Source organism: Kitasatospora sp. NPDC051170, assembly GCF_044455705.1.
Taxonomy (GTDB): Bacteria; Actinomycetota; Actinomycetes; order Streptomycetales; family Streptomycetaceae; genus Kitasatospora.
In genome coordinates, this window is sequence record NZ_JBITFA010000010.1 from 62,306 (window position 1) to 88,823 (window position 26,518).

Below are 26,518 nucleotides of genomic sequence, written 5' to 3' on the forward strand. Positions count from 1 at the left end.
CAGGATGGTGGTGGTTACAAGAGGGAACCGACCGGACGGAAGAGAACCGCCGGGGCCCTCGCCACCCCCCCGTCGCCCCGAGGAGCCGTCCGGTGTCCGTGTCATCAGCCCTGCCCGAAAACAGCCTGCCCGAAGACCCACTGCCCGAAAACACCCTGCCCGGAAACAGCCCGGAATCCACACCGGACCCGGGCCGCCGCCTCGGCGGCCGCGCCGCCGCCGTGCTGGCCGTGCTCTCCGGCGCGATCTTCCTGGAGGGCATCGACGTCGCGATGCTCAACGTGGCCCTGCCCTCCATCCGCGCCGACCTGGGCATGTCCACCGGCGCCCTGTCCTGGGTCATCAGCGCCTACGCGCTCGGCTACGGCGGCTTCATGCTGCTCGGCGGCCGAACGGCCGACCTGCTGGGCCGGCGCCGGATGTTCCTGTTCTGGCTGACGGTCTTCGTGCTCTTCTCCGGCCTCGGCGGGCTGGCCACCGACGGCTGGGTGCTGGTCCTGGCCCGGTTCGTCACGGGCCTGTCGGCGGCCTTCATGACCCCGGCCGGGCTGTCGATCATCACCACCACCTTCGCCGAGGGTCCGGCGCGCAACCGGGCGCTGCTGGTCTACGTCAGTACGTCCGCCGCGGGCTTCTCGCTGGGGCTGGTGGTCGGGGGCCTGCTGACGGCGGTCAGCTGGCGGTGGGTGTTCTTCGCCCCGGTGCTGCTCGCGGCCGCCCTGCTGGCGGCGGCCGTCCCGCTGATCCCGCGTGAGGCGGCCCCCTCGCGGGCGCGCGGCGGGCGCTTCGACGTGGCCGGGGCCGTCACCGTGACCGGGGCCGTGCTGCTGCTGGTGTACGGCGTGGTCCGCGCCGGCGAGCCGGGCGCGGAGCCCGGCCCGACCGCCGCCGTCCTGGCCGGAGGGCTGGCGCTGCTGGCGGCCTTCGTGGTGATCGAACGGCGCTCGGCCTCGCCGCTGGTGCGCCTGGGCATCCTGCGTTCCGGGCCGCTGGTGCGGGCCAACCTGGGGGCGATGCTGTTCCTCGGCTCGTACTTCGGCTTCCAGTTCGTCGTCACCCTCTACCTCCAGGACCTGCGCGGCTGGTCCCCGCTGCAGACGGGCCTGGCGCTGCTCGTGGTCGGCGGGGACGTGGTGCTCGCGCCGACCCTCACCCCGAAGCTGGTGGAGCGTTTCGGCAACGTCCGGGTGATCCTCGGGGGCTTCCTGGTCGCCGCCGTCTCGTACGCGCTCTTCCTGCCGCTGGGCGCCGACTGGACGTACCCGATGATGTTCCCGACGATGCTGCTCACCGGGCTCGCCTTCGCGCTCGCGTACGGGCCGCTGACGATCGCGGGCACCGAGGGCATAGCGGCGGGGGAGCAGGGGCTGGCGGGCGGGCTGCTCAACACCGCCTTCCAGTTCGGCGCGGCGCTGGGCCTGTCGGTGGTGACGACGGTGTACGCCACCGCGCTCGGCTCGGGGGCGAGCACCCTGGAGGGCTTCCGGGCGGCGCTGGTGGTGCCGGTGGCCGCGGCGGTGCTGGGAGCGGTGGTGACCGCCACGGGCCTGGGACGGACGGGCCGGCGCGTCTGAGGGCTCACCCGGACGGCCCTGCCGGGGAATGCCGTGACAGGGCCGCCCGCCCCTGTGCCGGGGACGGCCCCGGCAGGGCCGGCCACTCCTGCGCCGCCCGCGCCGAATCCTCCGCTCTGCGGTGTAATCGGTCCCATGACCAGACCGGTGCCGGTTCCCCAGTCCGTCCTCTCCCCGCTCACCGGCGCGGCCGTCTTCCTCGTCCTCACGATCGACCCAGGCGGCGAACAGGCCGTCCGCGAGCTGCTCCCCGACCTCGCCGGGCTGCGCCGCGCCATCGGTTCCCGCGCCCCCGAGGGCGGTCTCACCTGCGTCACCGGCATCGGCTCGGACGCCTGGGACCGCCTCTTCGCCGGCCCCAGGCCCGCGGGCCTGCACCCCTTCCAGGAGGTGGCCGGCACCGGCCACCGCGCCCCGGCCACCCCGGGCGACCTGCTGCTGCACCTGCGCGCCGGGCGGATGGACCTCTGCTTCGAGCTGGCCACCCGCATCACCGACCGCCTGGCCGGCGCCGCCACCGTCGTCGACTCCGTCCAGGGCTTCAAGTACTTCGACGACCGCGACCTCCTCGGCTTCGTCGACGGCACCGAGAACCCCGAGGGCGCCGACGCCGTGCGCGCCGTCGTGGTGGGGGAGGAGGACCCGGGCTTCGCGGGCGGCAGCTACGTCATCGTGCAGAAGTACCTGCACGACCTCGCCAAGTGGAACGGCATCGGCGTCGACGAGCAGGAGCGGGCGGTCGGGCGCACCAAGCTCGACGACATCGAGTTCGACGACGACGCCAAGCCCGCCGACTCGCACGTCGCCCTGACCTCGCTGACCGGACCGGACGGGGAGTCCCGGGAGATCGTCCGCTTCAACATGCCCTTCGGCTCCTTCGAGCACGGCGGCGAGTACGGCACCTACTTCATCGGCTACGCCGCCGACCCCGCGGTGACCGAGGAGATGCTGGCCAACATGTTCGTCGGCCGCCCGCCCGGCACCACGGACCGGCTGCTCGACTTCTCCACCGCCGTCACCGGCTCCCTGTTCTTCGTCCCGACCGCCGACCTCCTCGACGCCCCGCCGCCCGCCCCCGAAGCCCCGACGGCGCAGGCCGCCGGGGACGGCTCGCTCGGCATCGGCAGCCTCAAGCAGACAGGACCGCGCCCGTGAACAACCTGCACCGCGACCTCGCCCCCGTCTCCGCCGCCGCCTGGGAGGAGATCGAGGAGGAGGCCCGCCAGACCTTCCGGCTGCACATCGCCGGCCGCCGGGTCGTGGACCTGCACGGCCCCGAGGGCGCCACCCTCGCCGCCGTCGGCACCGGCCACCTCAGCGACATCGAGGCACCGGTCGACGGCGTCCGGGCCCGGGCCCGCGACTCCCGGCCGGTGGTCGAACTGCGGGTGCCCTTCACCGTCTCCCGCGCGGCCGTCGACGACGTCGAACGCGGCTCCCGGGACTCCGACTGGCAGCCCGTCAAGGACGCCGCCCGCACCCTCGCCTCCGCCGAGGACCACGCCGTCTTCGAGGGCTACGCCGCCGCCTCCGTCGAGGGCATCCGGGCGGCCGCCGCCAACCCGCCGGTGCAGCTGCCGGGGGACGTGCGCGAGTACCCCGAGGCCGTCAGCCGCGCCCTGACGGCGCTGCGCCTGGCCGGGGTCGGCGGCCCGTACTCGCTGCTGCTCGGCGCGGCGGCCTTCACCGCTGTCAACGAGACCAGCGACCACGGCTACCCCGTCCACAACCACCTGGCCCGGCTGCTGGACGGCGACATCATCTGGGCCCCGGCCGTCGAGGGCGCCTTCCTGCTCTCCACCCGGGGCGGCGACTTCGAGCTCTTCCTCGGCCAGGACGTCTCGCTCGGTTACCTCTCCCATGACACCGACTCCGTGCGGCTGTACCTGCAGGAGTCCCTCACGTTCCGCGTGTACACGGGAGAGGCGGCCGTCGCGCTCACGGGCTAGTCGCGCTCACGGGCTAGGCCCAGGCGGTGTCCTTGCGACTCATCGCTGTTCCCCCTCTCGATGACGACCGGACGGCGGCGCGGCGCGTCGCCACCGGCGTTTCTAGCAGAGCCGCACGGTGGGGCGACAGAGGGACCTCAGCCATGGCCTGAAAGCTTCGTCCGTGCACGATGCAGCCTTGACGGCGGGAAGGGTACTGAGTTCCTTTACGGGGGGTACTGAGTGCCGTATCCTCTTGATGGGGCCTCTGACACCAGTCGACGAGAGCCCAGGGCTGGCACTCAGTACCCTGGTCTCGACGCGAGGCCGAGGATCAGTGCACCCGCGCACCCGGGACAGGAGAGACCGCTCATGAGCTTGAGGATCGTCGTCTGCGTGAAGTACGTGCCGGACGCGACGGGTGACCGTCGTTTCTCGGACGACCACACCACCGACCGGGAGGGCGTGGACGGCCTGCTGTCGGAGCTGGACGAGTACGGCGTGGAGCAGGCGCTGCGGATCGCGGAGGCGAACGAGGGCGCCGAGGTGACGGTCCTGACGGTGGGCCCGGACGACGCGAAGGACGCGCTGCGCAAGGCGCTGTCGATGGGTGCGGACAAGGCCGTGCACGTCAACGACGAGGACATCCACGGCACCGACGTGATCGGCACGTCGGCGGTGCTGGCGAAGGCGATCGAGAAGACCGGGTTCGACCTGGTGATCGGTGGCATGGCGTCGACGGACGGCACGATGGGTGTGCTGCCGGCGCTGCTGGCGGAGCGTCTGGGCGTGCCGCAGCTGACGCTGCTGTCGGAGGTGTCGGTCGAGGGCGGTGTGGTGAAGGGCCGCCGTGACGGGGACGCGGCGACCGAGCTGGTCGAGGCGTCGCTGCCGGCGGTGGTCTCGGTGACGGACCAGTCGGGCGAGGCCCGCTACCCCTCCTTCAAGGGGATCATGGCGGCGAAGAAGAAGCCGGTGCAGGAGCTGGACCTGGACGATCTGGGCATCGAGGCGGACGAGGTCGGTCTGTCGGGGTCCTGGACGGCGGTGGAGTCGGTGGCGGCCCGCCCGGCGCGTACCGCGGGCACGGTCGTCAAGGACGAGGGCGAGGGCGGCAAGCAGCTCGCGGCCTACCTCGCCGACCAGAAGTTCATCTAGTCCGACTTCCCCCTCGACCCTGCTGAGGCCCTGCGGCCCTGCGATCCCGCGATCCTGCGAAACGCGAAACACGGAGACTTCTGACAATGGCTGAGATTCTCGTGCTGGTGGACCACGCCGACGGTGTGGTCCGCAAGCCGGCCCTGGAGCTGCTGACCCTGGCCCGCCGCATCGGCGAGCCGTCCGCCGTCGTCCTCGGCGCGGGCGCCGCGGCCGCCGACATCGCCGCCAAGGCCGGCGAGTTCGGCGCCGCCAAGGTGTACGTCGCCGACGGCGCCGAGTTCACCGACCAGCTGGTCGTCCCCAAGGTCGACGCCCTGGCCCAGATCGCCAAGGCCGGCGAGGTGGCGGCCGTCCTGGTCACCTCCTCCGGCGAGGGCAAGGAGGTCGCCGCCCGCGTGGCGCTGCGCCTCGGCTCGGGCATCATCACCGACGCCGTGGACCTGCGCGCCGGCGACCAGGGCCCGGTGGCCACCCAGTCCGTCTTCGCCGCCTCCTACACCGTCGACTCGCGCGTCAGCAACGGCGTGCCGGTCATCACGGTCAAGCCGAACTCCGTCGCCCCCGAGGCCGCCCCGGCCGCCGGCGCGGTGGAGAACGTGTCGGTGGAGTTCACCGGCAACGCCGCCAAGGTCACCTCGCGCACCCCGCGCGTCTCCTCCGGCCGCCCCGAGCTGACCGAGGCCGCGATCGTGGTCTCCGGCGGCCGTGGCGTCGGTGAGGCCGCGGGCTTCGGCGTCGTCGAGGAGCTCGCGGACGCGCTCGGCGCGGCCGTCGGCGCCTCGCGCGCCGCCGTCGACGCCGGCTGGTACCCGCACACCAGCCAGGTCGGCCAGACCGGCAAGCAGGTCTCCCCGCAGCTCTACGTGGCCAACGGCATCTCCGGTGCCATCCAGCACCGCGCCGGCATGCAGACCTCGAAGACCATCGTGGCCGTCAACAAGGACCCCGAGGCCCCGATCTTCGAGCTCGCCGACTACGGCGTCGTCGGCGACCTCTTCGAGGTCCTGCCGCAGCTGACCGCCGAGGTCAACTCCCGCAAGGGCTGATCCCGCAGCACGCCGAAGGAGGGCGTGGCACCCGGTACCCCGGGTGCCACGCCCTCCTTCCACATCCGTGTCCGTGGCCGGCGCGCCGCGCCCCTACTCGGCGAAGGCCGCCAGGTGCTGGGTGAACCCGCCCCGGGACGGCGGCAGCGGGCGCGGCTCGGCGTCCAGCGGGTGCGGCGGCTCCTCCATCGGCAGCAGCCGCAGCTCCGGCTGGTCGCCCTCGGGGGAGGGGAGCAGCCGCACCCGGGTGCCGACCGGCACGGTGCTGCGCAGCCCGTCCACGATGCACCAGACGTCGAAGCCCTCCGCCATCCGGATCAGCGACTTCTGACGGACCAGCGGGGTGCGGGCCTGCTCGACCTCGCAGCGCCGTACGACGCCCGTCCCCTCGCTCGGCTCCAGCTCCAGGTCGGTGGAGCCGCAGGTGGGGCACAGCAGCCGCTGGAAGGTGGGGTTGGCGCACCAGGCGCAGCGCTGGAAGTACAGCGTGGCGTTCGGGCTGTCGGTGTCGATGGTGGGGTGGAGCACGCTGTCATCTCCCTGCGTTCGGACCGGAGCGTTCGGCAGAAGTTCGGCAGAACAGAGGATAGGGAACTCAGTGCCGCCATGTGAAGGCACTGAGTTCCCTTTTTGCTGCGCGCGTGCATAATGAAGGGTACTGAGTACCGTCGTGAAACAGGAGTGGCGACCATGAGCCAGGAGTTCGATCTCTTCCGTGTCTCCGAGGAGCACGAGATGCTCCGTGAGGCGGTGCGTTCGCTGGCCGAGGCGAAGATCGCTCCGTTCGCGGCGGAGGTGGACGAGCAGGGGCGGTTCCCGCAGGAGGCGCTGGACGCTCTGCAGGGCAATGACCTGCATGCGGTGCACGTGCCGGAGGAGTACGGGGGTGCGGGGGCGGACGCGCTGGCGACGGTGATCGTGATCGAGGAGGTCGCGCGGGTGTGCGCGTCGTCCTCGCTGATCCCGGCGGTGAACAAGCTGGGCTCGCTGCCGGTGCAGCTGTCGGGTTCGGAGGAGCTGAAGGCGAAGTACCTGGGGGCGCTGGCCCGGGGTGAGGGGATGTTCTCGTACTGCCTGTCGGAGCCGGAGGCGGGTTCGGACGCGGCGGGGATGAAGACCCGCGCGGTGCGGGACGGCGACTTCTGGGTGCTGAACGGGGTGAAGCGCTGGATCACCAACGCCGGGGTGTCGGAGTTCTACACCGTCATGGCGGTGACCGACCCGGAGCTGCGTTCGAAGGGCATCTCGGCGTTCGTGGTGGAGAAGGGCGACGAGGGGGTGTCGTTCGGTGCGCCGGAGAGGAAGCTGGGGATCAAGGGCTCGCCGACGCGTGAGGTGTACTTCGACGACGTGCGTATTCCGGCGGACCGGATGATCGGTGCGGAGGGCACGGGGTTCGCCACGGCGATGAAGACGCTGGACCACACCCGGGTGACGATCGCCGCCCAGGCCGTCGGCATCGCCCAGGGCGCGCTGGACTACGCGAAGGGGTACGTGAAGGAGCGCCGCCAGTTCGGCAAGGCCATCGCGGAGTTCCAGGGTGTGCAGTTCATGCTGGCGGACATGGCGATGAAGCTGGAGGCGGCCCGTCAGCTGACCTACGCCGCCGCGGCGAAGTCGCAGCGCGGTGACGGTGACCTGACGTTCTTCGGTGCGGCGGCGAAGTGCTACGCGTCGGACGCGGCGATGGAGATCACCACGGACGCGGTGCAGCTGCTGGGCGGGTACGGCTACACGCGGGACTACCCGGTGGAGCGGATGATGCGCGATGCGAAGATCACGCAGATCTACGAGGGCACCAACCAGGTCCAGCGCATCGTCATGGCCCGCAACCTCCCGTAACGGCAGCCCCCTCGGTCGGCCGGGCCCGGGCACACCGGCCCGGCCGATCGAGGTCGCACCGCACGGCGGTGTTAGGTTCCCCAGAATGAGCGAGAAGGAAGAGCAGGACCAGGCCATGAACGACGGGCCCTCCAAGCCGGCCATGCGCGAGGCGCTGGTGGCCGCGGCCTTCGAGCTCTTCCTGGAACGCGGCTTCGAGCAGACGACCGTCGACGACATCGTCTCCCTCGCCGGCGTCGGCCGCCGTTCCTTCTTCCGCTACTTCCCGGCGAAGGAGGACGTGGTCTTCCCCGACCACGAGCGCAGCCTCGCCGAGATGACCGAGTTCCTCGACTCCGGCACCGGCGAGGAGGACCCGGTCAAGCACGCCTGCGACGCGGCCCGCCTGGTGCTGCGGATGTACGCCGAGCAGCCCTCCTTCTCCGTCCAGCGCTACCGCCTCACCCGCAAGGTCCCCGGCCTGCGGGCGTACGAGCTGTCGGTGGTCTGGCGCTACGAGCACACCCTCGCCGCCTATCTGCGCGGCCGCTTCGCCGCCCGCCCCGACGGCCCGCTGCGCGCCGACGTCATCGCCGCCGCCGTGGTCGCCGCGCACAACCACGCCCTGCGCACCTGGCTGCGCTCGGGCGGGGAGAGCGACTGGGTGGCCGAGGTGGACGCGGCGATGGCCTTCGTCACCGCCACCTGGAGCGACCGCCCGGCCGATCGGGGCGCCGCCCGCCCGGGCGAGGAGCCCGAGGACGAGGTCGTGGTGCTGGTCGCCAGCCGCAAGGCCCCGCTGTGGCGGATGGTCCAGGGCATCGAGAGCGCCCTCGGCGGCAACTGACCCCTCGGAGGCTCTTCGGGCACCGGCGGGGAAAGAGGGCATGGCGATCACGTCAACGTCGTGTGCGCCGAAAACCCTTATGGGGGACGGAAAGTGAACATCCGTCGATTCTCCGCGAGTTCGCGCGGCGGGTACGCCATAACGGAGGCACCCCTGACCGGGCGGCCCCTCCGGTGCCCGGTCGTCGAGCAACCGAGGAACCCCAACCCATGCCGATCAAGGACTACGGGGTGCTCGCCGGCACCGCCGTCGACCGGCGCCGCGAGGGCGCCACCGACACCCCGCACTACCAGATCCACCTGCGCGACCAGGAGGGCACCGACTACCGGGCGGCCGTCAACGTCCTCTCCCAGCAGGCCCCGTCGGACCTGCGCTACTTCGCGTCCGAGGACTTCCGCCACCCCGTCACCTCCCTGCTCCCGCCCGCCGGCAGCGGCTGGACGGCGCTGCCCTCCCACCCGGGCGCGGCGAGCCTGGACTTCGTCCGGGGGCACCTGTTCGACCAGGGGGCGATGCACGTCCTGCCGCCCGACGCCCCGGGCCCGGACAACGACCTGGCCGACCTGCTCGACCGCTACGTCCAGCAGGCGATCGCCGACGGCTCGGCCGCCCTGTACGTCCTCGGCCAGCGCTTCGGGCCCGAACCCGGTGTCCCGGACAAGGTGTTCGGCTTCCTGCCGGGCAACGGCGTGCACGACGTCCACATGAACCAGGGCAACAGCGGCCGCTTCACCACGGACGACGGGGTCTACCAGGACGGCGGTCTGCTGATCCACCTGCCCGCGGAGAACCGCTGGGCCGCGATCTTCCTCGCCTTCCAGTCCCAGTCCTGGCACACCGACGACCGCACCGGGCACGCCCTGCGGTCGTCCGTCCCGCAGCAGCCGGGTACTCCGCGTCCTTCCCCTCACCGGCACTGACGCGCGCCCCGGTCCGCGCCCTCGACCGAACCCGTACGCCCCCCGGTCGAACCCCGGGGGGTACACGGCACGTTCACCTCGATGACAGGAGCAGGGCGTTTGCCTCGACTGTCATGTTCTGGTCGGATAGGGTCCCGTCGGCCACGGCGAGGCAGATCGTTGAGCGACGAACTGAATCGCCGTCAAGGCCGTACCAGGGTCTGGCGGGACGTCAAGAGGCTTTTCATCCGATGATATGATCACGGCGCTTGCCGGGGGGTAGGCAGGCGCGAGACCCATGGTCGCAGGGACGGTCCGGTGGTGACCCCGGTCCGGACGGTCCGCCGAACCACCCCCGAATCGACGGTAATTCAGCAGCTGGCTGCCAGTCTCCTGAAGAGAGTCCTATGACGCTTTCCCTACAGAACCCAGTCCTCTGGGCTCTCCTCATCGTTCTTGCCGGCGCCATAGCCGTGATCCTCCGACAGCGCAGAACAGCGGCGGCGGCCCGGCAGGATTACGAGGGACTCAGAAGCCACTACACGAAACTGGAGAACGACTTCTCCCAGTCCGTGGAAGCCGCCCACGAGCGCGCCGACGAGGAGACGAAGACCGTCCTCAAGTCCGCCATGCGCACGCTCCAGGGCCTCGCCGCCGAGCAGCAGTTGATCCTCTCCCGGCTGCAGACCAAGTACGGCGACTCGCTGATCCTCGAGGACCTCCTGGAGATCGACCACACGAACTCCCAGTTCGGACGCCGTGCGCAGTCCATCGCCGTCCTGTGCGACGGCTGGCTCGGCCGCCAGCGCGAGGTCGCCTCCATCTACGACGTGGTCCGCAGCGCCCAGGGCCGCGTGCGCCACTTCAAGCGGGTGGAGATCCTCTCCCAGGTCGACTTCGGCATCACCAGCCGCGCCGTCGAACCGGTGGCGCTCGCGCTCGCCGAACTCCTCGACAACGCCACCAGCTATTCCAGCCCCGACACCGTCGTGGAAATCAACATCCGCACGGTTCCCAAGGGCATCTGCATCGTCGTCGACGACGCCGGTATCGGCATGAACGACGAGGAACGCACCCGCGCGGAAAAGCTCCTGACGAGCGAAAGGGTTTCCGGCGTCTCCGCACTCGGGAATCCGCCGCAGTTCGGATTCGCCGTCGTCGGCGTCCTGTGCGAGCGTTTCGGCTTCGAGGTCTCCGTGGACTCCTCCTCGCCCTACGGCGGCGTCCGCGCCGTCCTCCTCCTGCCCCACGAGCTCCTCACCGCGATGCCGGAGTACAAGCCCGCGTCGCCGGCCGCCCCCGCGGCCGCCGCCGAGTCCGGCTGGAACGGCTTCGAGCCCGCCCCGGCGGCGAGCGTCGGCGTGGGCCCGGACGGCCTGCCCAAGCGGCGCCGCAAGCGCCCGATGTCCGTCGTGCCGACTGCGGGCGCGACGACCTCGACCGGTGCCACCCCCCGCGTCGACGCCGGTCCCCGTACCGGTGCCGAGACGGCCGCGATCATGGGCGCCTTCCAGCGGGGCACCCAGTCCGGCCGCGCCACCAACGGCCAGGGCGGCGGGGAACCGACGAACAGCAGTGCCCCTGCTGTGAGCAGTGAAGGACATGAGGTCCCGTGAACAACGATCTGTCATGGATGCTTGACAGCGCCTTGGAGATCCCCGGCGCCCTGCACGCCGTCCTGATATCCGCGGACGGCCTGCTGATGGCCCGGACCAAGGACTTCCACAAGGACGACGCCGACCGGGTCGCCGCAGGCATGAGCGGCGTGCAGTCGCTGAGCCGCTCGCTGGCCTTCTTCTGCAACGGCGCCCAGCACCAGTGGCGCCAGACCCTGGTGGAGTTCGACGGCGGCTGGGTCTTCCTGATCTCCGCCGGCGAGGGCGCCTACCTCGGGGTCTCCGCCTCCCCGGACGTCGACATGGCCGACATCACCTTCCGGATGCAGCAGCTGGTCGGCCAGCTCGGCAAGGCGCTGATGGCGCCCCCGCGCGAGAACCTCGGCGCGTTCCAGTGACGAGTCCCGGGGAACAGACCCCCGACACCCCGCCCTTGGTGCGCTCGTACGTCATCACCAAGGGCCGGGGTCTGCCGGACGACGAACAGCTCTCCCTGATCAGCCTGGTCACGGTCTCGGACGCGCAGCAGCAGCGCCCGAGCCGCCGGCTGACCCCCGAGGAGCAGGGCCTCCTCCAGTTATGCGAGGCCGGCTACCTCACCGTGGCCGAACTCGCGGGGCACACCAGGTTGCCCCTGGGGGTGGTGCGGATCCTCCTCTCGGGACTGACCGAGGGCGGGTTCGTCATCGTCCGGCCGCCAGTCGAGCGTGCCTCCCTCGTGGACGCGCGAATCCTTGAGGAGGTGCTGAATGGTCTCCAAGCCAAGTTTGGATGAGCGGGCGTACGTCCGCGGCGGCGCGACCCAGACCGCGGTGAAGATCCTCGTGGTCGGGCACTTCGCGGTGGGCAAGACCACGTTCATCGGCTCGATCTCCGAGATCACCCCGCTCTCCACCGAGGAGCGGATGACCCGGGCCGGCGAGTCCGTCGACGACCTCAAGGGCGTCAAGGGCAAGACCACCACCACCGTCGCCATGGACTTCGGCCGGCTGACCCTCAGCGACCGCGTCGTCCTCTACCTGTTCGGAACGCCGGGGCAGCTGCGTTTCGTGCAGATGTGGGAGGACATGGCGCGCGGCGCCCTCGGAGCCCTGGTGCTCGTCGACCCGGACCGCCTGGCGGACTCCTTCGCCGTGATCGACCTGATCGAGCAGTACGGGCTCGACTACGCGATCGCGGTGAACCGCTTCGACGGCACCCCGGTCTACGAGGAGGCGGCGCTTCGCGACGCCCTGGACCTCCTGGACGACACCCCCGTCGTCACGTGCGACGCCCGGGACGAGAAGTCCTCGGCCGACGCATTGATCACACTGGTCCGTCATCTGCTGGACCGTGCCAACTAGGAGCAGAACATGGACGCTGAGTCCACCGCACTTGTGCCCCCGCCCGGGTGCCCCGCCCACGGAACCGGCGCCCGAATACCGCTGTACGGGCCGGAGTTCGCGGCCGACCCGCACGCCTACTACGACTACATGCGGCAGTTCGGCGCGACCACGCCCGTCGAACTCGCGCCCGGCGTAGAGGCGACCCTCGTCACGGACCACAGTGCGGCGCTGCAGATGCTGCAGGACCCGACCTCCTTCCGCAAGGACGCGCGTCGCTGGCGGGCACTCAAGGAAGGGCACATCCCCGCGGACAGCCCGGTCCTGCCGCTGCTGGCCTACCGGCCCAACGCGCTGTTCAGCGACGGTGTCGAGCACCTGCGACTGCGCCAGGCGATCACCGACAGCCTCGCCAAGGTGGACTCCCGCCGCCTGACCCAGCGCACCCAGCAGATCTCCGACTACCTGATCGCCCAGTTCGGCTCGCGCGGCTCCGCCGACCTGGTGGGCGAGTACGCCAAGCAGCTGCCGCTGTTCGTCTTCACCGAACTCTTCGGCTGCCCCGCGGACATCGGCGACCGGATCCTGTTCGGCATCTCCGGCATGTTCGACGGCATCAACGCCGGCAAGGCGGTCGAGGTCCTGTTCCAGGCCACGGCGGACCTGGTGGCCCTCAAGCGGGCCAAGCCGGGTGACGACGTCGCCTCCTGGCTGATGAAGCACGAGGCCGGGCTCTCCGACGAGGAGATGGTCTACCAGCTGGCGGTGGTGATCGGCCCGGGGGCCGAGCCGCTGCGCAACCTGCTCGGCAACACCCTGCACCGGCTGCTCACCCACGACCAGTACGCCCACAAGGGCGGCCTGATCTCGGACGCCCTGGACGACACGCTGTGGGGCAACCCGCCGCTGACGAACTTCCTCCCGCACTACGCCGCGACCGACATGGAGTTCGCGGGGACGAAGCTCAAGGCCGGCGACCTGGTGATGGTCAGCATCGCGGCCGCCAACAACGACCGGACGCTCGCCGCGGCGCGGCAATCCGGCAGCAACCGGGCGCACCTGTCCTTCAGCGCGGGCCCGCACGCCTGCCCGTCCAGGGAACCCGCCCGGCACATCACCGTGACGGCGATCGAGAACCTGCTCAACCAACTGCCGGACGTCGAGCTCGCCGTCCCCTCGGACAGCCTCACCTGGCGCCCCGGCCCGTTCAGTCGGTCGCTGACGGCGCTGCCCACGCGCTTCACCCCGGTCGAGACCGTGCGTGGCTCGGCCGCGTCGAAGTCCCGGCAGGAGGCTCCCGCCCGCGAGGAGGCCCAGTCATCGCCCCGCAAGGTGGAGCGCACAGGACTGTGGAGCTCGTTCCTGTCCTGGCTGGCCAAATAGCGGCCGGCGGATTCACCCCCTCGAGTCGCGGAGGCCGGACGGCTTCGTGGCGGGTCGGCCGCGGCCGCTGCGCCGGGCCGTCGGCCTGAAGGCCCGCGACTCGAAGGGGGTGGCCGGACGGGCGGGAAACGGCGGGCGAAAAGGAAAAGCGGGCCAGGAGAGAATCTCCTGGCCCGCTTCTGCGGTGTCCGAGGGGGGACTTGAACCCCCACGCCCGATAAAGGGCACTAGCACCTCAAGCTAGCGCGTCTGCCATTCCGCCACCCGGACGGGGTGTCGCCCTCACGGCTTCCGATCTCTCGTCGGCCGCGCTGACAGATGTAACTGTAGCAAAGATCGGCTTGAGCTCCCAAAACGGTTCCGCGAACAGCCGGTGACCGGCCCCGGGGCTGTGGCGGCGGTGTGACCAGCGGGTTTCGGCCAGGGCGAAGGGGGTGGAACCGGGGCGGGGGCTGGGGGAGGATGGGCGGACGTGCTCGTACGGCCCGGGTGCAGGTCCTGGGGGTGGCGCACTGGTGCGTCGGTGCGGGCCCAAGACGAGGAGTGACCGTGAGCGAGCGGAGCGAGTCGGCGGCGCCGAAGGTTACGGCGGAGTCAGAGGTCGCCGAGATCTGTCGCGACCTGATCCGGATCGACACCAGCAACTACGGCGACGGCTCCGGCCCGGGCGAGCGCAAGGCCGCGGAGTACGTGGCGGAGCAGCTCGCGGAGTTCGGCATCGAGCCGCAGATCTTCGAGTCGGCCAAGGGCCGGGCCTCGACCGTGGTCCGGATCGAGGGCGAGGACCGCTCCCGCCCGGGCCTGCTCATCCACGGCCACACCGACGTGGTGCCGGCCAACGCGGCGGACTGGACGTACGACCCCTTCGGCGGCGAGATCGCCGACGGCTGCGTCTGGGGCCGCGGCGCGGTCGACATGAAGGACATGGACGCGATGACCCTCGCGGTCGTCCGCGACCGGCTGCGCACCGGCCGCAAGCCCCCGCGCGACCTGGTGCTCGCCTTCCTCGCGGACGAGGAGGCCGGCGGCACCTACGGCGCCCGATTCCTGGTGGACAAGCACCCGGAGCTGTTCGAGGGCGTGACCGAGGGCATCGGCGAGGTCGGCGGCTTCTCCTTCACCGTCAACGACCAGGCCCGGTTCTACCTGGTGGAGACGGCCGAGAAGGGCATGCACTGGATGCGCCTGACGGTCGAGGGCCGCGCCGGGCACGGCTCGATGGCCAACGACGACAACGCGATCACCGAGCTGTGCGAGGCCGTCGCCCGTCTGGGCCGCCACAAGTTCCCGCTGCGGATCACCCCCAGCGTGCGGGCCTTCCTGGACGAGCTGTCGGACGTGCTCGGCTACCGGCTGGACCCGGAGGACATGGACGAGGTGGTCCGGGTCCTCGGCGGCATCGCCAAGATGATCGGCACCACGTTCCGCAACACCGCCCAGCCGACCATGCTCGGCGCCGGCTACAAGGTGAACGTGATCCCCGGTCAGGCCACCGCCCACGTGGACGGGCGCTTCCTGCCCGGCTACGAGGAGGAGTTCCTCGCCGAGCTGGACAGCGTGCTGGGCCCGCGCGTGAAGCGCGAGAGCCTGCACACGGACAAGGCGATCGAGACGGACTTCGACGGCGCGCTGGTCGAGGCGATGCAGACCGCGCTGCGCGCGGAGGACCCGATCGCCCGCGCGGTGCCGTACTGCCTGTCGGGCGGGACGGACGCCAAGTCCTTCCAGGACCTCGGCATCCGCTGCTTCGGCTTCGCGCCGCTGCAGCTGCCGCCGGAGCTGGACTTCGCGGGGATGTTCCACGGCGTGGACGAGCGGGTGCCGGTGGACGGGCTCAAGTTCGGCGTCCGGGTGCTGGACCGCTTCATCGACGCCTGCTGAGCCTGCCGGGCCTGCTTGGCCTGCCGGGCTTGTTGGGCCTGCTGATCAGGTGACTGGGTCGGCCCGCTTCCGGAACTCCGGGAGCGGGCCGTTCGCATTGTCGGAGCGCATGATTGTGGGACGGGCGATAAGAGATCAACAGAAACGATTCTCCTTGGAATTCCGCGCCGGTCATCCGTGCGAACGATCACCGTTGAGAGTGAACGGCACAGATGTTCCGTACCCCGTTCGCCGCAGCGTCGTTCATCCCTGTGCAGCCCGCCGAACGGGTTGCGTTGTCCATACAGGAGGAATGATGAAGGTCAAGAAGATCGCCGCCGTCGCCGCCGCCACCGGTGGTCTCGTAGTCGCCGCCGCCGGCGTGGCGTCCGCTCACGGCGGCGCCGGTGCCGAGGGTGTCGCGGCCGGTTCCCCGGGCGTCGTGTCCGGCAACCAGGTCCAGATCCCGGTGCACATCCCGGTGAACCTGTGCGGCAACACCGTCAGCGTGATCGGCGTGCTGAACCCGGCGTTCGGCAACCACTGCGCCAACTTCTGAGTCGACCTCCGGGCCGTCGCGGCCCGTTGAGGACTCACCCGGCCCCCGGGCGGCGGACGCGCCGCCCGGGGGCTTTCGCGTGCCCGGGTAAAAACGTCCGGGGGTGGAAACCTCGCGGCTGTCCCTCGATCGGGTGAAGACGCTTCATTCGGCTCAACCTCACCGTTGGCCTGTCGTTAACTCCTGTGCAGTCGAAGGCCTTGGGTGATTTCCGGATATACGGAAATTCCGACTTTCCGACAGGTCATGTCAACCGATCGGGTACCGGCGCCATCGTGCGCGGAGAAAGCCCGCGGCAAGGTCACCACGTCGTCTCGAAACGTCAGGGGAAAACATGAGGAATGTAGCCAAGAAGGGCATCCTCACGGCCGTGGCCACCGGCAGTGTGCTGGCCTCGACCGCCGGCTACGCCTACGCAGGTGCCGAGGCCCAGGGGACGGCGGCCGGTTCGCCGGGCGTCGCCTCCGGGAACTCGGTCCAGGTGCCGGTCGAGGTGCCGGTCAACGCCTGCGGCAACACCGTCGACGTGATCGGCGCACTCAACCCGGCCTTCGCCAACCGCTGCGCCAACGCGAGCGGCGCCCGCCACGCGGCCCCGCAGCCGGGCCAGGGCGGCCACGGCGGCCAGAGCGGTACGGGCACCGCCGGATCCGGCACCGGCGGCAACCGGGGCACCACCGCCGGCTCCTCCGCCTCCGGCACCGCGGCCGGTTCGCCCGGCGTGCTCTCCGGCAACAGCGTCCAGGCCCCGGTGCACATCCCGGTCAACGTCTGCGGCAACTCCGTGGACGCGGCCGGCGCCGCCAACCCGGCCTTCGGCAACTCCTGCGGCAACGTCGCGCCGCCCGCGCCCGCCCCGAAGCCGAGCGACGACTGCCCCGACGACCACCACACCCCGCCGCCCGGCGACACCACCCCGGGCAGCGGGCGCAACGGCGGCCCGTCCGAGGGCGCCACGCCCGCCGCACCCTCCACTCCGGCCACCCCGGCCACCGGTGCGGCCACCGGCACCGGCACCCAGGCCGTGCCGGCCTCCGCCCGCACCTCCGCCGCCCAGGCCGCCGCGCCCGGCAGCCAACTGGCCTCCACCGGCGCCGGCGACGTGGAACTGCTCGGCGCCGCCGGGCTCGCCCTGCTGCTCGGCGGCGGCGTGCTCTACCGCCGCTCCCGCGCCGGCGCCCGCTGAGCCCCGGCGCGGCAGCGCCGAGGAAGCGAAACACCCGAGGCCGCCCGTCGAACGGGCGGCCTCGGGTGTTCGGACGTTCGGGGCCGAGCCGCGTCCGTCACCAGCTGCGGATCTGCCGGATGATCCTGCGCTTGAGCCGGACCGTCCGGCTGCCGTCCGGGAACAGCCGCAGCCGGTCGAGCTCCCAGTGCCCGTACTCGGCGTGCTCGGTGAGCAGTTGGCGCGCCGCGTTGCGGGTGGTGCCGCGCGGCATGCGCAGGGACTGGTACTCGTACTCCGGCTGCCGGACCGGCTTCGCTGGGATCAAGACGCTCCTCCTGGGGATCGGCTGCACGCAACCTTACGGCGTGCCTCGGACAGTCGGCCCGGGTATTTCCGGTCGTCCTCCCACCAGGGGGAGGGCGCGGTTCCGGCCCCTGGTCTGACAGTGCATCAGTTCTGTTGCCTCCGTGGAGGGGATACCCCGATCCCGGCGCGCGTAGCCGCACCCGGACGGCCCCCACGCGCCCCTCGCGCCCGTGGGGCGCGGGGACAGAACGGCGCGGATCGGACATCAGGGGGGAAGTTGCGGTGAAATCCGGGGCGTAGGTGACAACCGCTGTGCGTGCCGACGCCGAGGGGAGATAGCGTCTGCACCATGTCTGATGCCGCGCAGCCCACCATTGCCGAGGTACGCGCCGCCGCCGAGGCGGTCAAGGCCGCCATCGACCGTCATCTGGAAGCGGTGTCAAGCCCCAGCGCAGCGGATGATCCCGCTGTGTCCGCCGCCTACGAGCAGCTCGCGACGGCGGCCATCGCCTACGACCAGATCCTCTACGAGGTCTACGACGAGGTCACTCCCTTCGAGATCCCCGGGGACGAGGGGCCGGGTGGCTACCACGGCCCCGAACAGCCCGAGGCGATCAGCGTGCTGATCCGCCGCGACTACCACGTGGCCGACCCCACGCGGCTGCGCGCCCAGGCGGAGCGGCTCGACGACTCGCTCACCCCGGGCGGCGTCGGCGGGGTCAACGCCGCGATCGGCGTGCTGTTCGGCGAGTACGAGCCGGACGAGATCGCCGCCCGCAGCGAGGAGTTCGGCCTCGAGGAGGCGGACTCCACGCTCTGGGTCGCGGCGGCCGAGCCGACCGATCCGGGGGAGTGGCTGCCGGAGCCTTTCGAGCACGCCGATCCGCGGCTGCTGATCTGCCGGTTCGACGTCAGTGAGGTCTACGACGACGAGGACCCCGACGACTGAACCACTGAGCCCCGCCTGGCGAGAGGCGGAACGGCACGGGCGGGCCCACACGACAGTGGGCCCGCCCGTCGCCGTTCGTACGGCTTCGCCGGCTGCGCTACGGCTTCGCTACTCCGCCTCGGCCGCGTTCTCGGCGAGGATCGCCCGCAGACGGGTGGTGCGCGGTTGCGCCGGGCGCTCGGCGACGGCCTGGGCGAGCGCCGGGCCCGCCGCGTGCACGACCGACAGGTGCCGCTCGCCCCGGCCGAAGGCCGTGTACACCCACTGCCGGGTGAGCGCCGGCCCGGCGTCCTCGGGCAGCACGACCACCACGCCCGGCCAGCGGCGGCCGAGCGCCTGGTGGACCGTCAGCGCCCAGCCGTGCCGAAGCCGGCCGGCCTCGGCGGGCGGGAGGGTGCGGCGGGAGCCGTCCGCGTACTCCAGGTGCAGGCCCGTCGCGTCGCCGTCCAGCACCCGGGCGGGGCGGACGAGGCCGGGTGCGGGGGAGTCGACCACGCGGTCGCCGGGGTCGAAGCCGCCGAAGCGGCCCGGGCCCGGGTTGAGGCGGGCCTTGGCGGCGGCGTTGAGGGCACGGGTGCCGCCCGGCCCGCCGTGGCCGGGGGTGATCAGCACCACCTGCTCGGCGGGGATGCCGAGGGCGCGCGGGATGGAGTCGGTGAGCAGCTGGATCGCGCGGTGGACGGCCTCGCCGCCGTCCTTGGCGGTCAGGATGACCACCTCCTTGTCCGGCGCCTCGACGGGCTGCAGCTCGCCGATGCCGACGCCGGAGACCAGTTCGCCGATCGGGCCGAAGTCCGGGGTGCGGGAGGCGACGGCGGGGCAGACCTTGGCGGCGAGCAGGTCGGCGAAGAACCGGCCGGGGCCGGGGGACCAGAGCTGGCCAGGGTCCCCGCTGAGGACGAGCCGGGTGCCGTCGGCGAGCGACTCCAGGACGGTGGCGGCCAGTTCGACGTCCAGCAGCGGCGCGTCCAGGACGACCAGGAGGTCCAGCGCCAGGGTGCCGTCCGAGGCGCGGCCGGGGCCGGCGGTGCCGGAGAGCAGCTCGGCGAGGGTGAGGACGGGGGCGAGGGCGGAGGTGTCCGGGCCGACGAGGGCGGCGAAGGAGTCGCGGCCCTGGTCCGTCCAGGTGGCGGCGCAGGCGCGCAGGCCGAGGCGTGTGGCGGCGGCGAGCAGGGCGGCCGGTTCGGCGCGGGCGGCCTCGCCGCCGGTGTGCAGCACCAGGGGGGCGTCGGCGACGGCCCGCACCAGGGCCTTGGCGGAGGAGGAGGGCGCGGCCTCGGCGGCGGCCTCCCAGGCGGCGGGGCCGGGGGCGGTGGCCGACTCCTCGGCGGCGTCCTCGGCCGCGTCCTCAGCAGCGCCCTCTCCCGTGTCGTCTCCCGTGCCGTCTTCCGTGCCGTCTCCCGCGTCCTCGCCCGGGACGAAGGTGGCCATCAGCTGGAGCAGCTTCTCGGCGAGGCTGTCCTCCGCCATCGCCAGCCCCTCCAGCGCGAGCAGGGTCCGGGTCGGCGCCTCCTCCTCGTCCTCGTCGCTCTGCGCGCTGCGCCCCTCGGCGCCGGGCAGCACCTCCTGGAAGGGCAGCACCTGCCCGTCCTCCATGGCGGCCCCGATCGCCGCGGCCGGGTCGGGCACGCGGTGGCGGCCGAGTTCGGCCGTCACCTGGTCCAGCTCCAGGGCCGAGTCCCCACGCAGGGACGCCTGGCTCAGCAGCCACAGCACCAGCGCGTGGGCGCGGCGGGGGTCCTCGGGCCGGGCCTCGGCGCCGAGCAGGCCCCGGGCGAAGCCGTCGGCGTGCTCCGGGCGGACGCCGGGCAGGCCGAGCACCGCCCACGGGTCCTCGCGCAGCAGCTCGGCGGCGTCGCCGCCGAGGGCGGCCACGGCGGGCGCCGCGAGGTCGGCGGGGGCGCCGCCGGCGGCCAGCACCTCGGCGACGGCCCGGAGCGTGCCGGCGTCCACCGGGGCGGGCGCGGCGGCCCGGGCCGGGGCGGGTGCGGCCGGCCGGGGCGCGGCCGGCCGGGGCGCGGCCGGGGCGGGGGCCTGGGCCGGCACCTTGCTCTCGACGGCTTCGGCGGTTTCCTCGGCGGCTGCGCCGGTCTCGGCTGCCTCCTCGGCCTCCGGCCCGGCCGTCGGGCCCGTCGTCGGGTCAGGGTCGGGAAGGACGACCGGCGGGGGTGTGCCCGCCTTCTTGAACGGCGCCATCCCCCGGATCTGCGCCGCCAGCTGCGCGACCTTGGCCGCCTTCTCGGCGTCCCCCGGAGTGCCGCCGCCCGTCTCAGTCATCGTCGTCCGCTCCAAAGGGTCACTCCACGTGCTCGTCAAGAAAGGACCTAGAGCTCGCTCCAGCCCTGGTCCGGGTAGCGGTGCACCGGGGACGAGATGTCGTCCAGCGCGCCGCGGATCTCATCCGGAAGCGTAAGCGCCTCCACCGACAGCGCCGCCTGCAGCTGGGTCACCGTACGGGCCCCGATCAGGGCGCTCGCCACGCCGGGGCGGTCGCGGACCCAGGCGAGGGCGACGGCCAGGGGGCTGCTCGCCAGCCCGTCGGCGGCGGTGGCGACGGCGTCGACGATCCGCCGCGAGCGCTCCCCGAGGTAGGGCTGCACGAATCCGGAGAGGTAGGGCGAGGCGCCGCGCGAGTCCTGGGGCACGCCGTGGCGGTACTTGCCGGTCAGCACCCCGCGCCCGAGCGGCGAGCCGGCCAGCAGCCCGATCCCGGCGTCCCGGGCGGCGGGCAGCGCCTCGCGTTCGATGCCGCGCTGCACCAGCGAGTACTCCAGCTGCGCCCCGGCCAGCGGCACCCGTCCGTGGTGGGCGCGCTGCCAGGTGGCGGCCCGGGCGAGCTGCCAGCCGCTGAAGTCGCAGACGCCGACGTAGCGGGCGCGGCCGGAGGAGACGGCGATGTCGAGGGCGCTGAGGGTCTCCTCGACGGGGGTGGCCGGGTCGAAGGAGTGGATCTGCCACAGGTCGACGTAGTCGGTGCCGAGGCGGCGCAGCGAGGCGTCGAGGGCGGCGAGGAGGTGGCCGCGCGAGCCGTTGAAGCGGCGGGCGGACTCGGGGACGCTGCCGGCCTTGGTGGCGATGACGAGTTCGGAGCGGGGGACGAGGCTGTCGGTGAGGCGGGAGATCAGGTACTCGGCGCCGCCGTCGGCGTACACGTCGGCGGTGTCGACGAGGTTGCCGCCGGCGTCGACGAACTCCTTGAGCTGCTCGGCGGCCTGGTGCTCGTCGGTGTCGCGGCCCCAGGTCATGGTGCCGAGGCCGAGCCGGGAGACCCGCAGGCCCGTGCGGCCGAGGTGACGCTGTTCCAACGGACGGTCCTCCACTGGCCGGTGGCGCCGGGGGAGGACCCCGGTAGCCCTGTGAACGCGCAGGTGGCCCCTGTAAACGCGCAGGTAAGGAGTGCGCTCCCCACGTCGGCTGAGCGTAGCGGCCGGTGCCCGGGCAGGGGTGCCGACCCGCAGGACCCGTGGGACGATCCCGGTGCCCCCTGTGACCCACGCCACCCCTACTCGTCGGTAGCATCGCCGCCGCAGGCGGGGCTACGCTCGCGGCAACTCCTATCCACCGGAAGGTGCGGCAGATGCGACTCGGTATCAACCTCGGCTACTGGGGACTCGGCATGGACGCCGACAACATCGCCGTGGCCCAGGAGGCGGACCGCCTGGGCTACTCGGTCTGCTGGGCGGCGGAGGCGTACGGCTCGGACGCCGCGACGGTGCTCAGCTTCGTCGCCGCGAAGACCGAGCGGATCGACGTCGGCTCGGCCATCTTCCAGATCCCCGCCCGCACCCCGGCCATGACCGCGATGACGGCCGCGACCCTGGACACCCTCTCCGGCGGCCGCTTCCGCCTGGGCCTGGGCGTCTCCGGCCCGCAGGTCTCCGAGGGCTGGTACGGCGTGCGCTTCGACAAGCCGCTGGCCCGCACCCGCGAGTACGTGGAGATCATCCGCAAGGCGATGTCCCGCGAGCGCCTGGTGCACGAGGGTGCCAACTGGACGCTGCCGCTGCCCGGCGGCCCCGGCAAGCCGATCAAGCTGACGGTGCACCCGGTGCGCGAGCACATCCCGCTGTACATCGCCGCGATCGGCCCCAAGAACCTGGAGCTGACCGGCGAGATCGCCGACGGCTGGCTCGGCATCTTCTTCTCGCCCGAGCACGCCTCCCTCTCCCTCGACGCCCTGACCGCCGGCCGCGCCAAGGCGGGGAAGTCGCTGGAGGGCTTCGACCTCTGCCCGACCGTGAACATCGCCGTCGGCGAGGACGTCGAGGCCGCCGTCGACGGGCTGCGCTCCTACGCGGCGCTGTACATCGGCGGCATGGGCAGCAAGGAGAAGAACTTCTACAACCAGCTCACCCGCCGGATGGGCTACGAGCAGGCCGCCGACGAGATCCAGGAGAAGTACCTGGCCAAGGACTACGCGGGCGCCGCGGCCGCCGTCCCGCACGACCTGATCGACGCCACCTCCCTCATCGGCGACACCGCCCGCATCGCCGACCGCATGCAGGCGTACGCGGACGCGGGCGTGACCACGCTGACCCTCGCCCCGTCCGGCTTCACCCTGGAGGAGCGCGTCCTGGCGCTGCGTACGGGCGTCGAGGCGCTGGAGCGCGCGGGCCTCGCGTAGCGATCACCTCGGGCCGTAGGCTGAGACCCATGCCCACCTTGCTGCTCGTCCGCCACGGCCGCTCGACCGCCAACACCGCCGGGATCCTGGCCGGTTGGACGCCCGGGGTGGACCTGGACGACACCGGGCGGGCCCAGGCCGCGGCGCTGGCCGGGCGGCTGGCCGGCATCCCGCTGGTGCGGGCCGTGAGCAGCCCGCTGGAGCGCTGCCGGCAGACCCTGGACCCGCTGGTGGCGGCCCGGCCCGAGCTGGGCCGGCCCGCCGCGGACGAGCGGCTGGGGGAGTGCCACTACGGCGAGTGGACGGGCCGTCCGCTGGCCGAGCTGGCCAAGGAGCCGCTCTGGCGCACCGTCCAGGACCACGCCTCGGCGGCGGCCTTCCCCGGCGGGGAGTCGCTGCGCGAACTGAGCCACCGCACGGTGGACGCGGTGCGCGAGTGGAACACGAAGATCGCCGCCGAGCACGGCGAGGACGCGGTCTGGCTCGCCTGCTCGCACGGGGACGTGATCAAGGCCGTGGTCGCGGACGCGCTGGGCCTGCACCTGGACCACTTCCAGCGGATCAGCGTCGAGCCCTGCTCCGTCACCGCGATCCGCTACACCCCGCAGCGGCCCTTCGTGCTGAGGATGGGCGACACCGGCGACCTCTCCTCCCTGGCCCCCCGGCCGCACGCCGCCCCGGCCACCCCGGCCGGCGACGCCGTGGTCGGTGGCACGGCCTGAGCGGTGGCACCGCCCGAGCGGTGGCACGGCCTGAGCTGGGCGATGCCAGGTGCGGGCCGGGACGGTGCCGGGGTCCGTTCGGGTCCCCGGCGAAGGCCCGGAGGTCGTAGGGTGAGGGACGGGCACTCCCGGCGGTGCGCGCCCCCCACGGGGCCGCCGCGCGGGCGCGCCCGACCCGAGACGTCGCAACGACCCCGGCGGTCCTGAGGATCGCCACGACCGAACACGATCCGGAGCGAGAGCGTGCCCCGTCAGGTCTTCTTCTACGACCAGCCCGAACGGTTCGTGGCCGGTACCGTCGGCCAGCCCGGCGCCCGGGCGTTCTACCTCCAGGCCAGCGCCCGGGGGAGGATCACCAGCGTGCTGCTGGAGAAGACACAGGTGGCCGCGCTCGCCGAGCGGATCGAGGAGGTCCTCGACGAGGCCCTGAGGCGCAGCGGCGGCGACACGACCATCCCGGCCACCGCGCCGAACGACCTGCTCGACACCGCCCCGCTCGACCTGCCGCTGGAGCAGGAGTTCCGCGTCGGCACCATGGCCCTGGCCTGGGACAGCGCCGAGAGCTGCCTGGTGGTCGAGGCGCAGGCGCTGGTCGAGGAGGAGGAAGAGGACGAGGCCGAGGACGAGGCCGAGGCCGTCTTCCGGGACGAGGACAGCGGCCCGGACATGCTGCGGGTGCGGCTCTCCGGCGCGATGGCCCGGGTGTTCGCCAAGCGCGCGCTGGACCTGGTCGCGGCCGGGCGCAAGCCCTGCCCGTTCTGCAACCTGCCGCTGGACCCGGAGGGCCACCTGTGCCCGCGCGCGAACGGCTACCGGCGCTGAACACCGACACCCCGCCGCAGGCGGACCCGTCGGCGGCCGCCGCCCTGGCCGCCGACGTGCCCACCGCCCTGGCCCTGCTGCGCCAGGGCGAGCTGACCGTCCACGGCCGGCTGACCGAGGCGTCCAACGCGGCGCTGTACTGCACCGTCGCGCACGGCTCGCTCAGCGCTCAGGCCGTCTACAAGCCGGTGGCCGGGGAGCGCCCGCTGTGGGACTTCCCGCACGGCACCCTGGCCGGGCGCGAGGTCGCCTCGTACGAGCTGTCCGCGGCGACGGGCTGGGCGCTGATCCCGCCGACCGTGCTGCGCGGGGGCCCGCACGGCCCGGGCATGGTGCAGCTGTGGGTGGAGCCCGACCCGGAGGCCGATCCGCTGCTCGACCTCCAGGACCCGCGCGGCCCCGAGGAGGGCTGGCTGCCGATCGTGCGGGCCGAGGTGGAGGGCGGGCGCACCGCGCTGCTGGTGCACCACGACGACGGGCGGCTGCGCCGGCTCGCCGTGCTGGACGCGGTGCTCAACAACGCCGACCGCAAGGGCGGGCACCTGATCCCCGCCGCGGACGGCCGGGTGTACGGCATCGACCACGGCGTCACCTTCAACACCGAGGACAAGCTGCGCACCCTGCTGTGGGGCTGGGCGGGCGATCCGCTGCCGGAGGAGGCGCTGGAGGTGCTGGCCCGCCTGGCCGCGGACCTGGACGGGGAGCTGGCCGGGCGCCTCGCCCCGCACCTGACGGCCGAGGAACTGGACGCCACCCGCGCCCGGGTGGCGGCCCTGCGGGAGTCGGGCCGGCACCCGCTGCCCTCCCGCGACTGGCCCGCGATCCCCTGGCCGCCCGTCTGAGTCTTCACAACTGGGCCCAGATGGTCTGGACCTGTTCCCGGATCGGTCGCACACTGCTCCGATGGACGTGCGACGGACCACCCCCACACCCCGTGCCGCGCCGGACCTGCCGATGCACCGGCTCCAGGTCCCGCTGCCCCATCTGCTCCCCTTCGCCATCGGCAGTTTCGACGCGATAGGCCCGCTCTCGCGCGCGGGCTTCCCCCATCGCCACTCCTTCTACGAGATCGTCCACGTCACCGGCGGCCGCGGCGCCCACGTGCTGGACCTCGTCCACCGGCCGCTGGCGCCACCGCAGTTGTGCGTCATCACCCCCGGGCAGGTGCACTACTGGTCGGAGTCGGACGAACTCGCGGGCCGGGTCGTGCTGTTCAACGAGGACTTCCTGCTCGGCAACCCGCAGGACCTCGCCGCGCTGCGCGCGCTGGCCGCCCACCCGGCGGTCGACCTCGGTGAACACGCCGGGGCGGTGGGCGCGTTGTTCGCCGACATGGAGCACGAGTACCGCGCGAGGGCGCCCGGCTACCAGGGGGTGCTGCGGGCGAGCCTGCACATCCTGATCGTCCGGGCGCTGCGCGCCTGCACCCCGGACGAGCAGCCGGCGGTGGTCAGCCGCCCGGCCGAACTGGCCGCCGCCTTCACGCGGTTGATCGCCGGGCCGGGCGGGGTGCGGCACTCGGTGGCCTCCACGGCGCAGGAGCTCGGCGTCTCCCCGGGCCACCTGCAGAGCCTGGTGAAGCAGGCCACCGGCCGGACCCCGGGCGGGCTGATCCGCCGGCAGCAGACCCTGGAGGCCAAACGGCTGCTGGCTTGCACGGATCTGACGATCCGCCAGGTGGCGCGGGAGTCCGGCTTCGCCGACCCGGCGTACTTCTGCCGCTTCTTCCGCCGGGAGACGGGGATGACCCCGGGTGAATTCCGTGCGCGGGTCGACGGAAATCACCACGATCCCCGGATCATGTCCATCGCGGCGACGGCGGAGGGGCCGTAGGTTCTCTACTGGCCACCGGCGGTCCTTCCGGCGAGATGGGACGGGCGGCCGGTCCGGCCCTTGTCATGCCCCCACCAT

26 protein-coding genes and 1 tRNA gene are annotated in these 26,518 nt (G+C 72.6%); 22 read left to right on the forward strand and 5 right to left on the reverse strand.

Features of this window, described 5'->3' with window-relative positions; translation table 11 throughout:
* Nucleotides 1–98: 98 nt before the first annotated feature.
* The 5 genes from ACIBCA_RS21365 (at nt 99) to ACIBCA_RS21385 (ending at nt 5,709) form a co-directional block, all read left to right on the forward strand.
* Nucleotides 99–1,574 (forward strand): MFS transporter, encoded by a 1,476-nt coding sequence (locus ACIBCA_RS21365; RefSeq protein ID WP_396284732.1) that lies wholly within the window; start codon nt 99–101, stop codon nt 1,572–1,574.
* A gap of 135 nt (nt 1,575–1,709) precedes the next feature.
* On the forward strand, nt 1,710–2,729 hold the full coding sequence (locus tag ACIBCA_RS21370; protein ID WP_396284522.1) for a Dyp-type peroxidase: 1,020 nt from the start codon (nt 1,710–1,712) through the stop codon (nt 2,727–2,729).
* Nucleotides 2,726–3,523 (forward strand): family 1 encapsulin nanocompartment shell protein, encoded by a 798-nt coding sequence (locus ACIBCA_RS21375; RefSeq protein ID WP_396284523.1) that lies wholly within the window; start codon nt 2,726–2,728, stop codon nt 3,521–3,523. Before ACIBCA_RS21370 ends, ACIBCA_RS21375 begins: the two co-directional genes overlap by 4 nt.
* Nucleotides 3,524–3,874: 351 nt before the next feature.
* Nucleotides 3,875–4,660 (forward strand): electron transfer flavoprotein subunit beta/FixA family protein, encoded by a 786-nt coding sequence (locus tag ACIBCA_RS21380; protein ID WP_396284525.1) that lies wholly within the window; start codon nt 3,875–3,877, stop codon nt 4,658–4,660.
* 86 nt (nt 4,661–4,746) lie between these two features.
* Complete coding sequence (locus ACIBCA_RS21385; RefSeq protein WP_396284526.1) at nt 4,747–5,709, forward strand: electron transfer flavoprotein subunit alpha/FixB family protein; 963 nt, start codon at nt 4,747–4,749, stop codon at nt 5,707–5,709.
* Between the two features lie 93 nt (nt 5,710–5,802).
* On the opposite strand, the gene ACIBCA_RS21390 is transcribed toward ACIBCA_RS21385, so the two are convergent.
* Nucleotides 5,803–6,237: a zinc ribbon domain-containing protein gene (locus ACIBCA_RS21390; RefSeq protein ID WP_396284527.1), complete on the reverse strand. Its 435-nt coding sequence runs from the start codon at nt 6,235–6,237 to the stop codon at nt 5,803–5,805.
* 162 nt (nt 6,238–6,399) lie between these two features.
* Here ACIBCA_RS21390 and ACIBCA_RS21395 point away from each other — a divergent pair, with 162 nt between their 5' ends.
* The 8 genes from ACIBCA_RS21395 (at nt 6,400) to ACIBCA_RS21430 (ending at nt 13,597) form a co-directional block, all read left to right on the forward strand.
* Nucleotides 6,400–7,551, forward strand: a complete 1,152-nt coding sequence (locus tag ACIBCA_RS21395) for an acyl-CoA dehydrogenase family protein (protein WP_396284528.1) — start codon at nt 6,400–6,402, stop codon at nt 7,549–7,551.
* 85 nt (nt 7,552–7,636) lie between these two features.
* The gene (locus tag ACIBCA_RS21400; protein ID WP_396284529.1) at nt 7,637–8,377 is read left to right on the forward strand and encodes a TetR family transcriptional regulator; all 741 of its coding nucleotides are present in this window, start codon (nt 7,637–7,639) and stop codon (nt 8,375–8,377) included.
* 209 nt (nt 8,378–8,586) lie between these two features.
* Complete coding sequence (locus ACIBCA_RS21405) at nt 8,587–9,297, forward strand: DUF2278 family protein (protein WP_396284530.1); 711 nt, start codon at nt 8,587–8,589, stop codon at nt 9,295–9,297.
* Between the two features lie 386 nt (nt 9,298–9,683).
* Nucleotides 9,684–10,892 (forward strand): sensor histidine kinase, encoded by a 1,209-nt coding sequence (locus ACIBCA_RS21410; RefSeq protein ID WP_396284531.1) that lies wholly within the window; start codon nt 9,684–9,686, stop codon nt 10,890–10,892.
* Nucleotides 10,889–11,290: a roadblock/LC7 domain-containing protein gene (locus ACIBCA_RS21415; protein WP_396284532.1), complete on the forward strand. Its 402-nt coding sequence runs from the start codon at nt 10,889–10,891 to the stop codon at nt 11,288–11,290. Before ACIBCA_RS21410 ends, ACIBCA_RS21415 begins: the two co-directional genes overlap by 4 nt.
* Nucleotides 11,287–11,667: a DUF742 domain-containing protein gene (locus ACIBCA_RS21420; protein ID WP_396284533.1), complete on the forward strand. Its 381-nt coding sequence runs from the start codon at nt 11,287–11,289 to the stop codon at nt 11,665–11,667. Before ACIBCA_RS21415 ends, ACIBCA_RS21420 begins: the two co-directional genes overlap by 4 nt.
* Nucleotides 11,642–12,235: an ATP/GTP-binding protein gene (locus ACIBCA_RS21425; protein ID WP_031069223.1), complete on the forward strand. Its 594-nt coding sequence runs from the start codon at nt 11,642–11,644 to the stop codon at nt 12,233–12,235. The genes ACIBCA_RS21420 and ACIBCA_RS21425 overlap by 26 nt, the downstream gene beginning before the upstream one ends.
* Nucleotides 12,236–12,244: 9 nt before the next feature.
* Nucleotides 12,245–13,597, forward strand: a complete 1,353-nt coding sequence (locus ACIBCA_RS21430; RefSeq protein WP_396284534.1) for a cytochrome P450 — start codon at nt 12,245–12,247, stop codon at nt 13,595–13,597.
* Nucleotides 13,598–13,782: 185 nt separating this feature from the next.
* Here ACIBCA_RS21430 and ACIBCA_RS21435 read toward each other — a convergent pair.
* Nucleotides 13,783–13,867: transfer RNA gene (locus tag ACIBCA_RS21435), tRNA-Leu, on the reverse strand.
* A gap of 279 nt (nt 13,868–14,146) precedes the next feature.
* Between ACIBCA_RS21435 and ACIBCA_RS21440 the strand changes: the two genes are divergently transcribed.
* The 3 genes from ACIBCA_RS21440 to ACIBCA_RS21450 all read left to right on the forward strand — a co-directional run bounded on the left by ACIBCA_RS21440 (nt 14,147) and on the right by ACIBCA_RS21450 (nt 17,202).
* Nucleotides 14,147–15,478, forward strand: a complete 1,332-nt coding sequence (locus ACIBCA_RS21440) for a M20/M25/M40 family metallo-hydrolase (protein ID WP_396284535.1) — start codon at nt 14,147–14,149, stop codon at nt 15,476–15,478.
* Nucleotides 15,479–15,773: 295 nt separating this feature from the next.
* A complete protein-coding gene (locus tag ACIBCA_RS21445) occupies nt 15,774–16,016 on the forward strand; it encodes a chaplin (RefSeq protein ID WP_396284733.1) in 243 nt (80 codons plus the stop codon).
* A 334-nt stretch (nt 16,017–16,350) separates the two neighbouring features.
* The gene (locus tag ACIBCA_RS21450; protein WP_396284536.1) at nt 16,351–17,202 is read left to right on the forward strand and encodes a chaplin; all 852 of its coding nucleotides are present in this window, start codon (nt 16,351–16,353) and stop codon (nt 17,200–17,202) included.
* A 97-nt stretch (nt 17,203–17,299) separates the two neighbouring features.
* On the opposite strand, the gene ACIBCA_RS21455 is transcribed toward ACIBCA_RS21450, so the two are convergent.
* Nucleotides 17,300–17,506, reverse strand: coding sequence for a DUF5703 family protein (locus ACIBCA_RS21455; RefSeq protein WP_396284734.1), 207 nt, complete (start codon nt 17,504–17,506; stop codon nt 17,300–17,302).
* 333 nt (nt 17,507–17,839) lie between these two features.
* Here ACIBCA_RS21455 and ACIBCA_RS21460 point away from each other — a divergent pair, with 333 nt between their 5' ends.
* The gene (locus ACIBCA_RS21460) at nt 17,840–18,439 is read left to right on the forward strand and encodes a hypothetical protein (protein ID WP_396284537.1); all 600 of its coding nucleotides are present in this window, start codon (nt 17,840–17,842) and stop codon (nt 18,437–18,439) included.
* 108 nt (nt 18,440–18,547) lie between these two features.
* Here ACIBCA_RS21460 and ACIBCA_RS21465 read toward each other — a convergent pair whose 3' ends face one another.
* Together ACIBCA_RS21465 and ACIBCA_RS21470 are read right to left on the reverse strand one after the other, a co-directional pair.
* Complete coding sequence (locus tag ACIBCA_RS21465; protein ID WP_396284538.1) at nt 18,548–20,716, reverse strand: ATP-binding domain-containing protein; 2,169 nt, start codon at nt 20,714–20,716, stop codon at nt 18,548–18,550.
* A 47-nt stretch (nt 20,717–20,763) separates the two neighbouring features.
* The gene (locus ACIBCA_RS21470) at nt 20,764–21,744 is read right to left on the reverse strand and encodes an aldo/keto reductase (protein ID WP_396284539.1); all 981 of its coding nucleotides are present in this window, start codon (nt 21,742–21,744) and stop codon (nt 20,764–20,766) included.
* 272 nt (nt 21,745–22,016) lie between these two features.
* On the opposite strand from ACIBCA_RS21470, the gene ACIBCA_RS21475 reads away from it, so the two are divergent.
* The 5 genes from ACIBCA_RS21475 to ACIBCA_RS21495 all read left to right on the forward strand — a co-directional run bounded on the left by ACIBCA_RS21475 (nt 22,017) and on the right by ACIBCA_RS21495 (nt 26,440).
* Entirely contained in the window at nt 22,017–23,063 is a 1,047-nt protein-coding gene (locus ACIBCA_RS21475; protein WP_396284540.1) for an LLM class F420-dependent oxidoreductase, read from the forward strand.
* A gap of 29 nt (nt 23,064–23,092) precedes the next feature.
* The gene (locus ACIBCA_RS21480) at nt 23,093–23,785 is read left to right on the forward strand and encodes an MSMEG_4193 family putative phosphomutase (RefSeq protein ID WP_396284541.1); all 693 of its coding nucleotides are present in this window, start codon (nt 23,093–23,095) and stop codon (nt 23,783–23,785) included.
* Nucleotides 23,786–24,028: 243 nt separating this feature from the next.
* A complete protein-coding gene (locus ACIBCA_RS21485) occupies nt 24,029–24,607 on the forward strand; it encodes a DUF3090 domain-containing protein (RefSeq protein WP_396284542.1) in 579 nt (192 codons plus the stop codon).
* A gap of 44 nt (nt 24,608–24,651) precedes the next feature.
* Nucleotides 24,652–25,449 (forward strand): SCO1664 family protein, encoded by a 798-nt coding sequence (locus ACIBCA_RS21490; RefSeq protein ID WP_396284735.1) that lies wholly within the window; start codon nt 24,652–24,654, stop codon nt 25,447–25,449.
* Between the two features lie 61 nt (nt 25,450–25,510).
* Nucleotides 25,511–26,440: an AraC family transcriptional regulator gene (locus ACIBCA_RS21495; protein WP_396284543.1), complete on the forward strand. Its 930-nt coding sequence runs from the start codon at nt 25,511–25,513 to the stop codon at nt 26,438–26,440.
* Nucleotides 26,441–26,518: the final 78 nt, after the last annotated feature.

Bases quoted from the DNA above. Each gene is read 5' to 3' on its own strand.
- ACIBCA_RS21370 (WP_396284522.1), top strand. From the start codon at position 1,710: ATGACCAGACCGGTGCCGGTTCCCCAGTCCGTCCTCTCCCCGCTCACC.
- ACIBCA_RS21380 (WP_396284525.1), top strand. From the start codon at position 3,875: ATGAGCTTGAGGATCGTCGTCTGCGTGAAGTACGTGCCGGACGCGACG.
- ACIBCA_RS21385 (WP_396284526.1), top strand. From the start codon at position 4,747: ATGGCTGAGATTCTCGTGCTGGTGGACCACGCCGACGGTGTGGTCCGC.
- ACIBCA_RS21395 (WP_396284528.1), top strand. From the start codon at position 6,400: ATGAGCCAGGAGTTCGATCTCTTCCGTGTCTCCGAGGAGCACGAGATG.
- ACIBCA_RS21400 (WP_396284529.1), top strand. From the start codon at position 7,637: ATGAGCGAGAAGGAAGAGCAGGACCAGGCCATGAACGACGGGCCCTCC.
- ACIBCA_RS21405 (WP_396284530.1), top strand. From the start codon at position 8,587: ATGCCGATCAAGGACTACGGGGTGCTCGCCGGCACCGCCGTCGACCGG.
- ACIBCA_RS21410 (WP_396284531.1), top strand. From the start codon at position 9,684: ATGACGCTTTCCCTACAGAACCCAGTCCTCTGGGCTCTCCTCATCGTT.
- ACIBCA_RS21425 (WP_031069223.1), top strand. From the start codon at position 11,642: ATGGTCTCCAAGCCAAGTTTGGATGAGCGGGCGTACGTCCGCGGCGGC.
- ACIBCA_RS21430 (WP_396284534.1), top strand. From the start codon at position 12,245: ATGGACGCTGAGTCCACCGCACTTGTGCCCCCGCCCGGGTGCCCCGCC.
- ACIBCA_RS21445 (WP_396284733.1), top strand. From the start codon at position 15,774: ATGAAGGTCAAGAAGATCGCCGCCGTCGCCGCCGCCACCGGTGGTCTC.
- ACIBCA_RS21450 (WP_396284536.1), top strand. From the start codon at position 16,351: ATGAGGAATGTAGCCAAGAAGGGCATCCTCACGGCCGTGGCCACCGGC.
- ACIBCA_RS21460 (WP_396284537.1), top strand. From the start codon at position 17,840: ATGTCTGATGCCGCGCAGCCCACCATTGCCGAGGTACGCGCCGCCGCC.
- ACIBCA_RS21465 (WP_396284538.1), bottom strand. From the start codon at position 20,716: ATGACTGAGACGGGCGGCGGCACTCCGGGGGACGCCGAGAAGGCGGCC.
- ACIBCA_RS21475 (WP_396284540.1), top strand. From the start codon at position 22,017: ATGCGACTCGGTATCAACCTCGGCTACTGGGGACTCGGCATGGACGCC.
- ACIBCA_RS21480 (WP_396284541.1), top strand. From the start codon at position 23,093: ATGCCCACCTTGCTGCTCGTCCGCCACGGCCGCTCGACCGCCAACACC.
- ACIBCA_RS21495 (WP_396284543.1), top strand. From the start codon at position 25,511: ATGGACGTGCGACGGACCACCCCCACACCCCGTGCCGCGCCGGACCTG.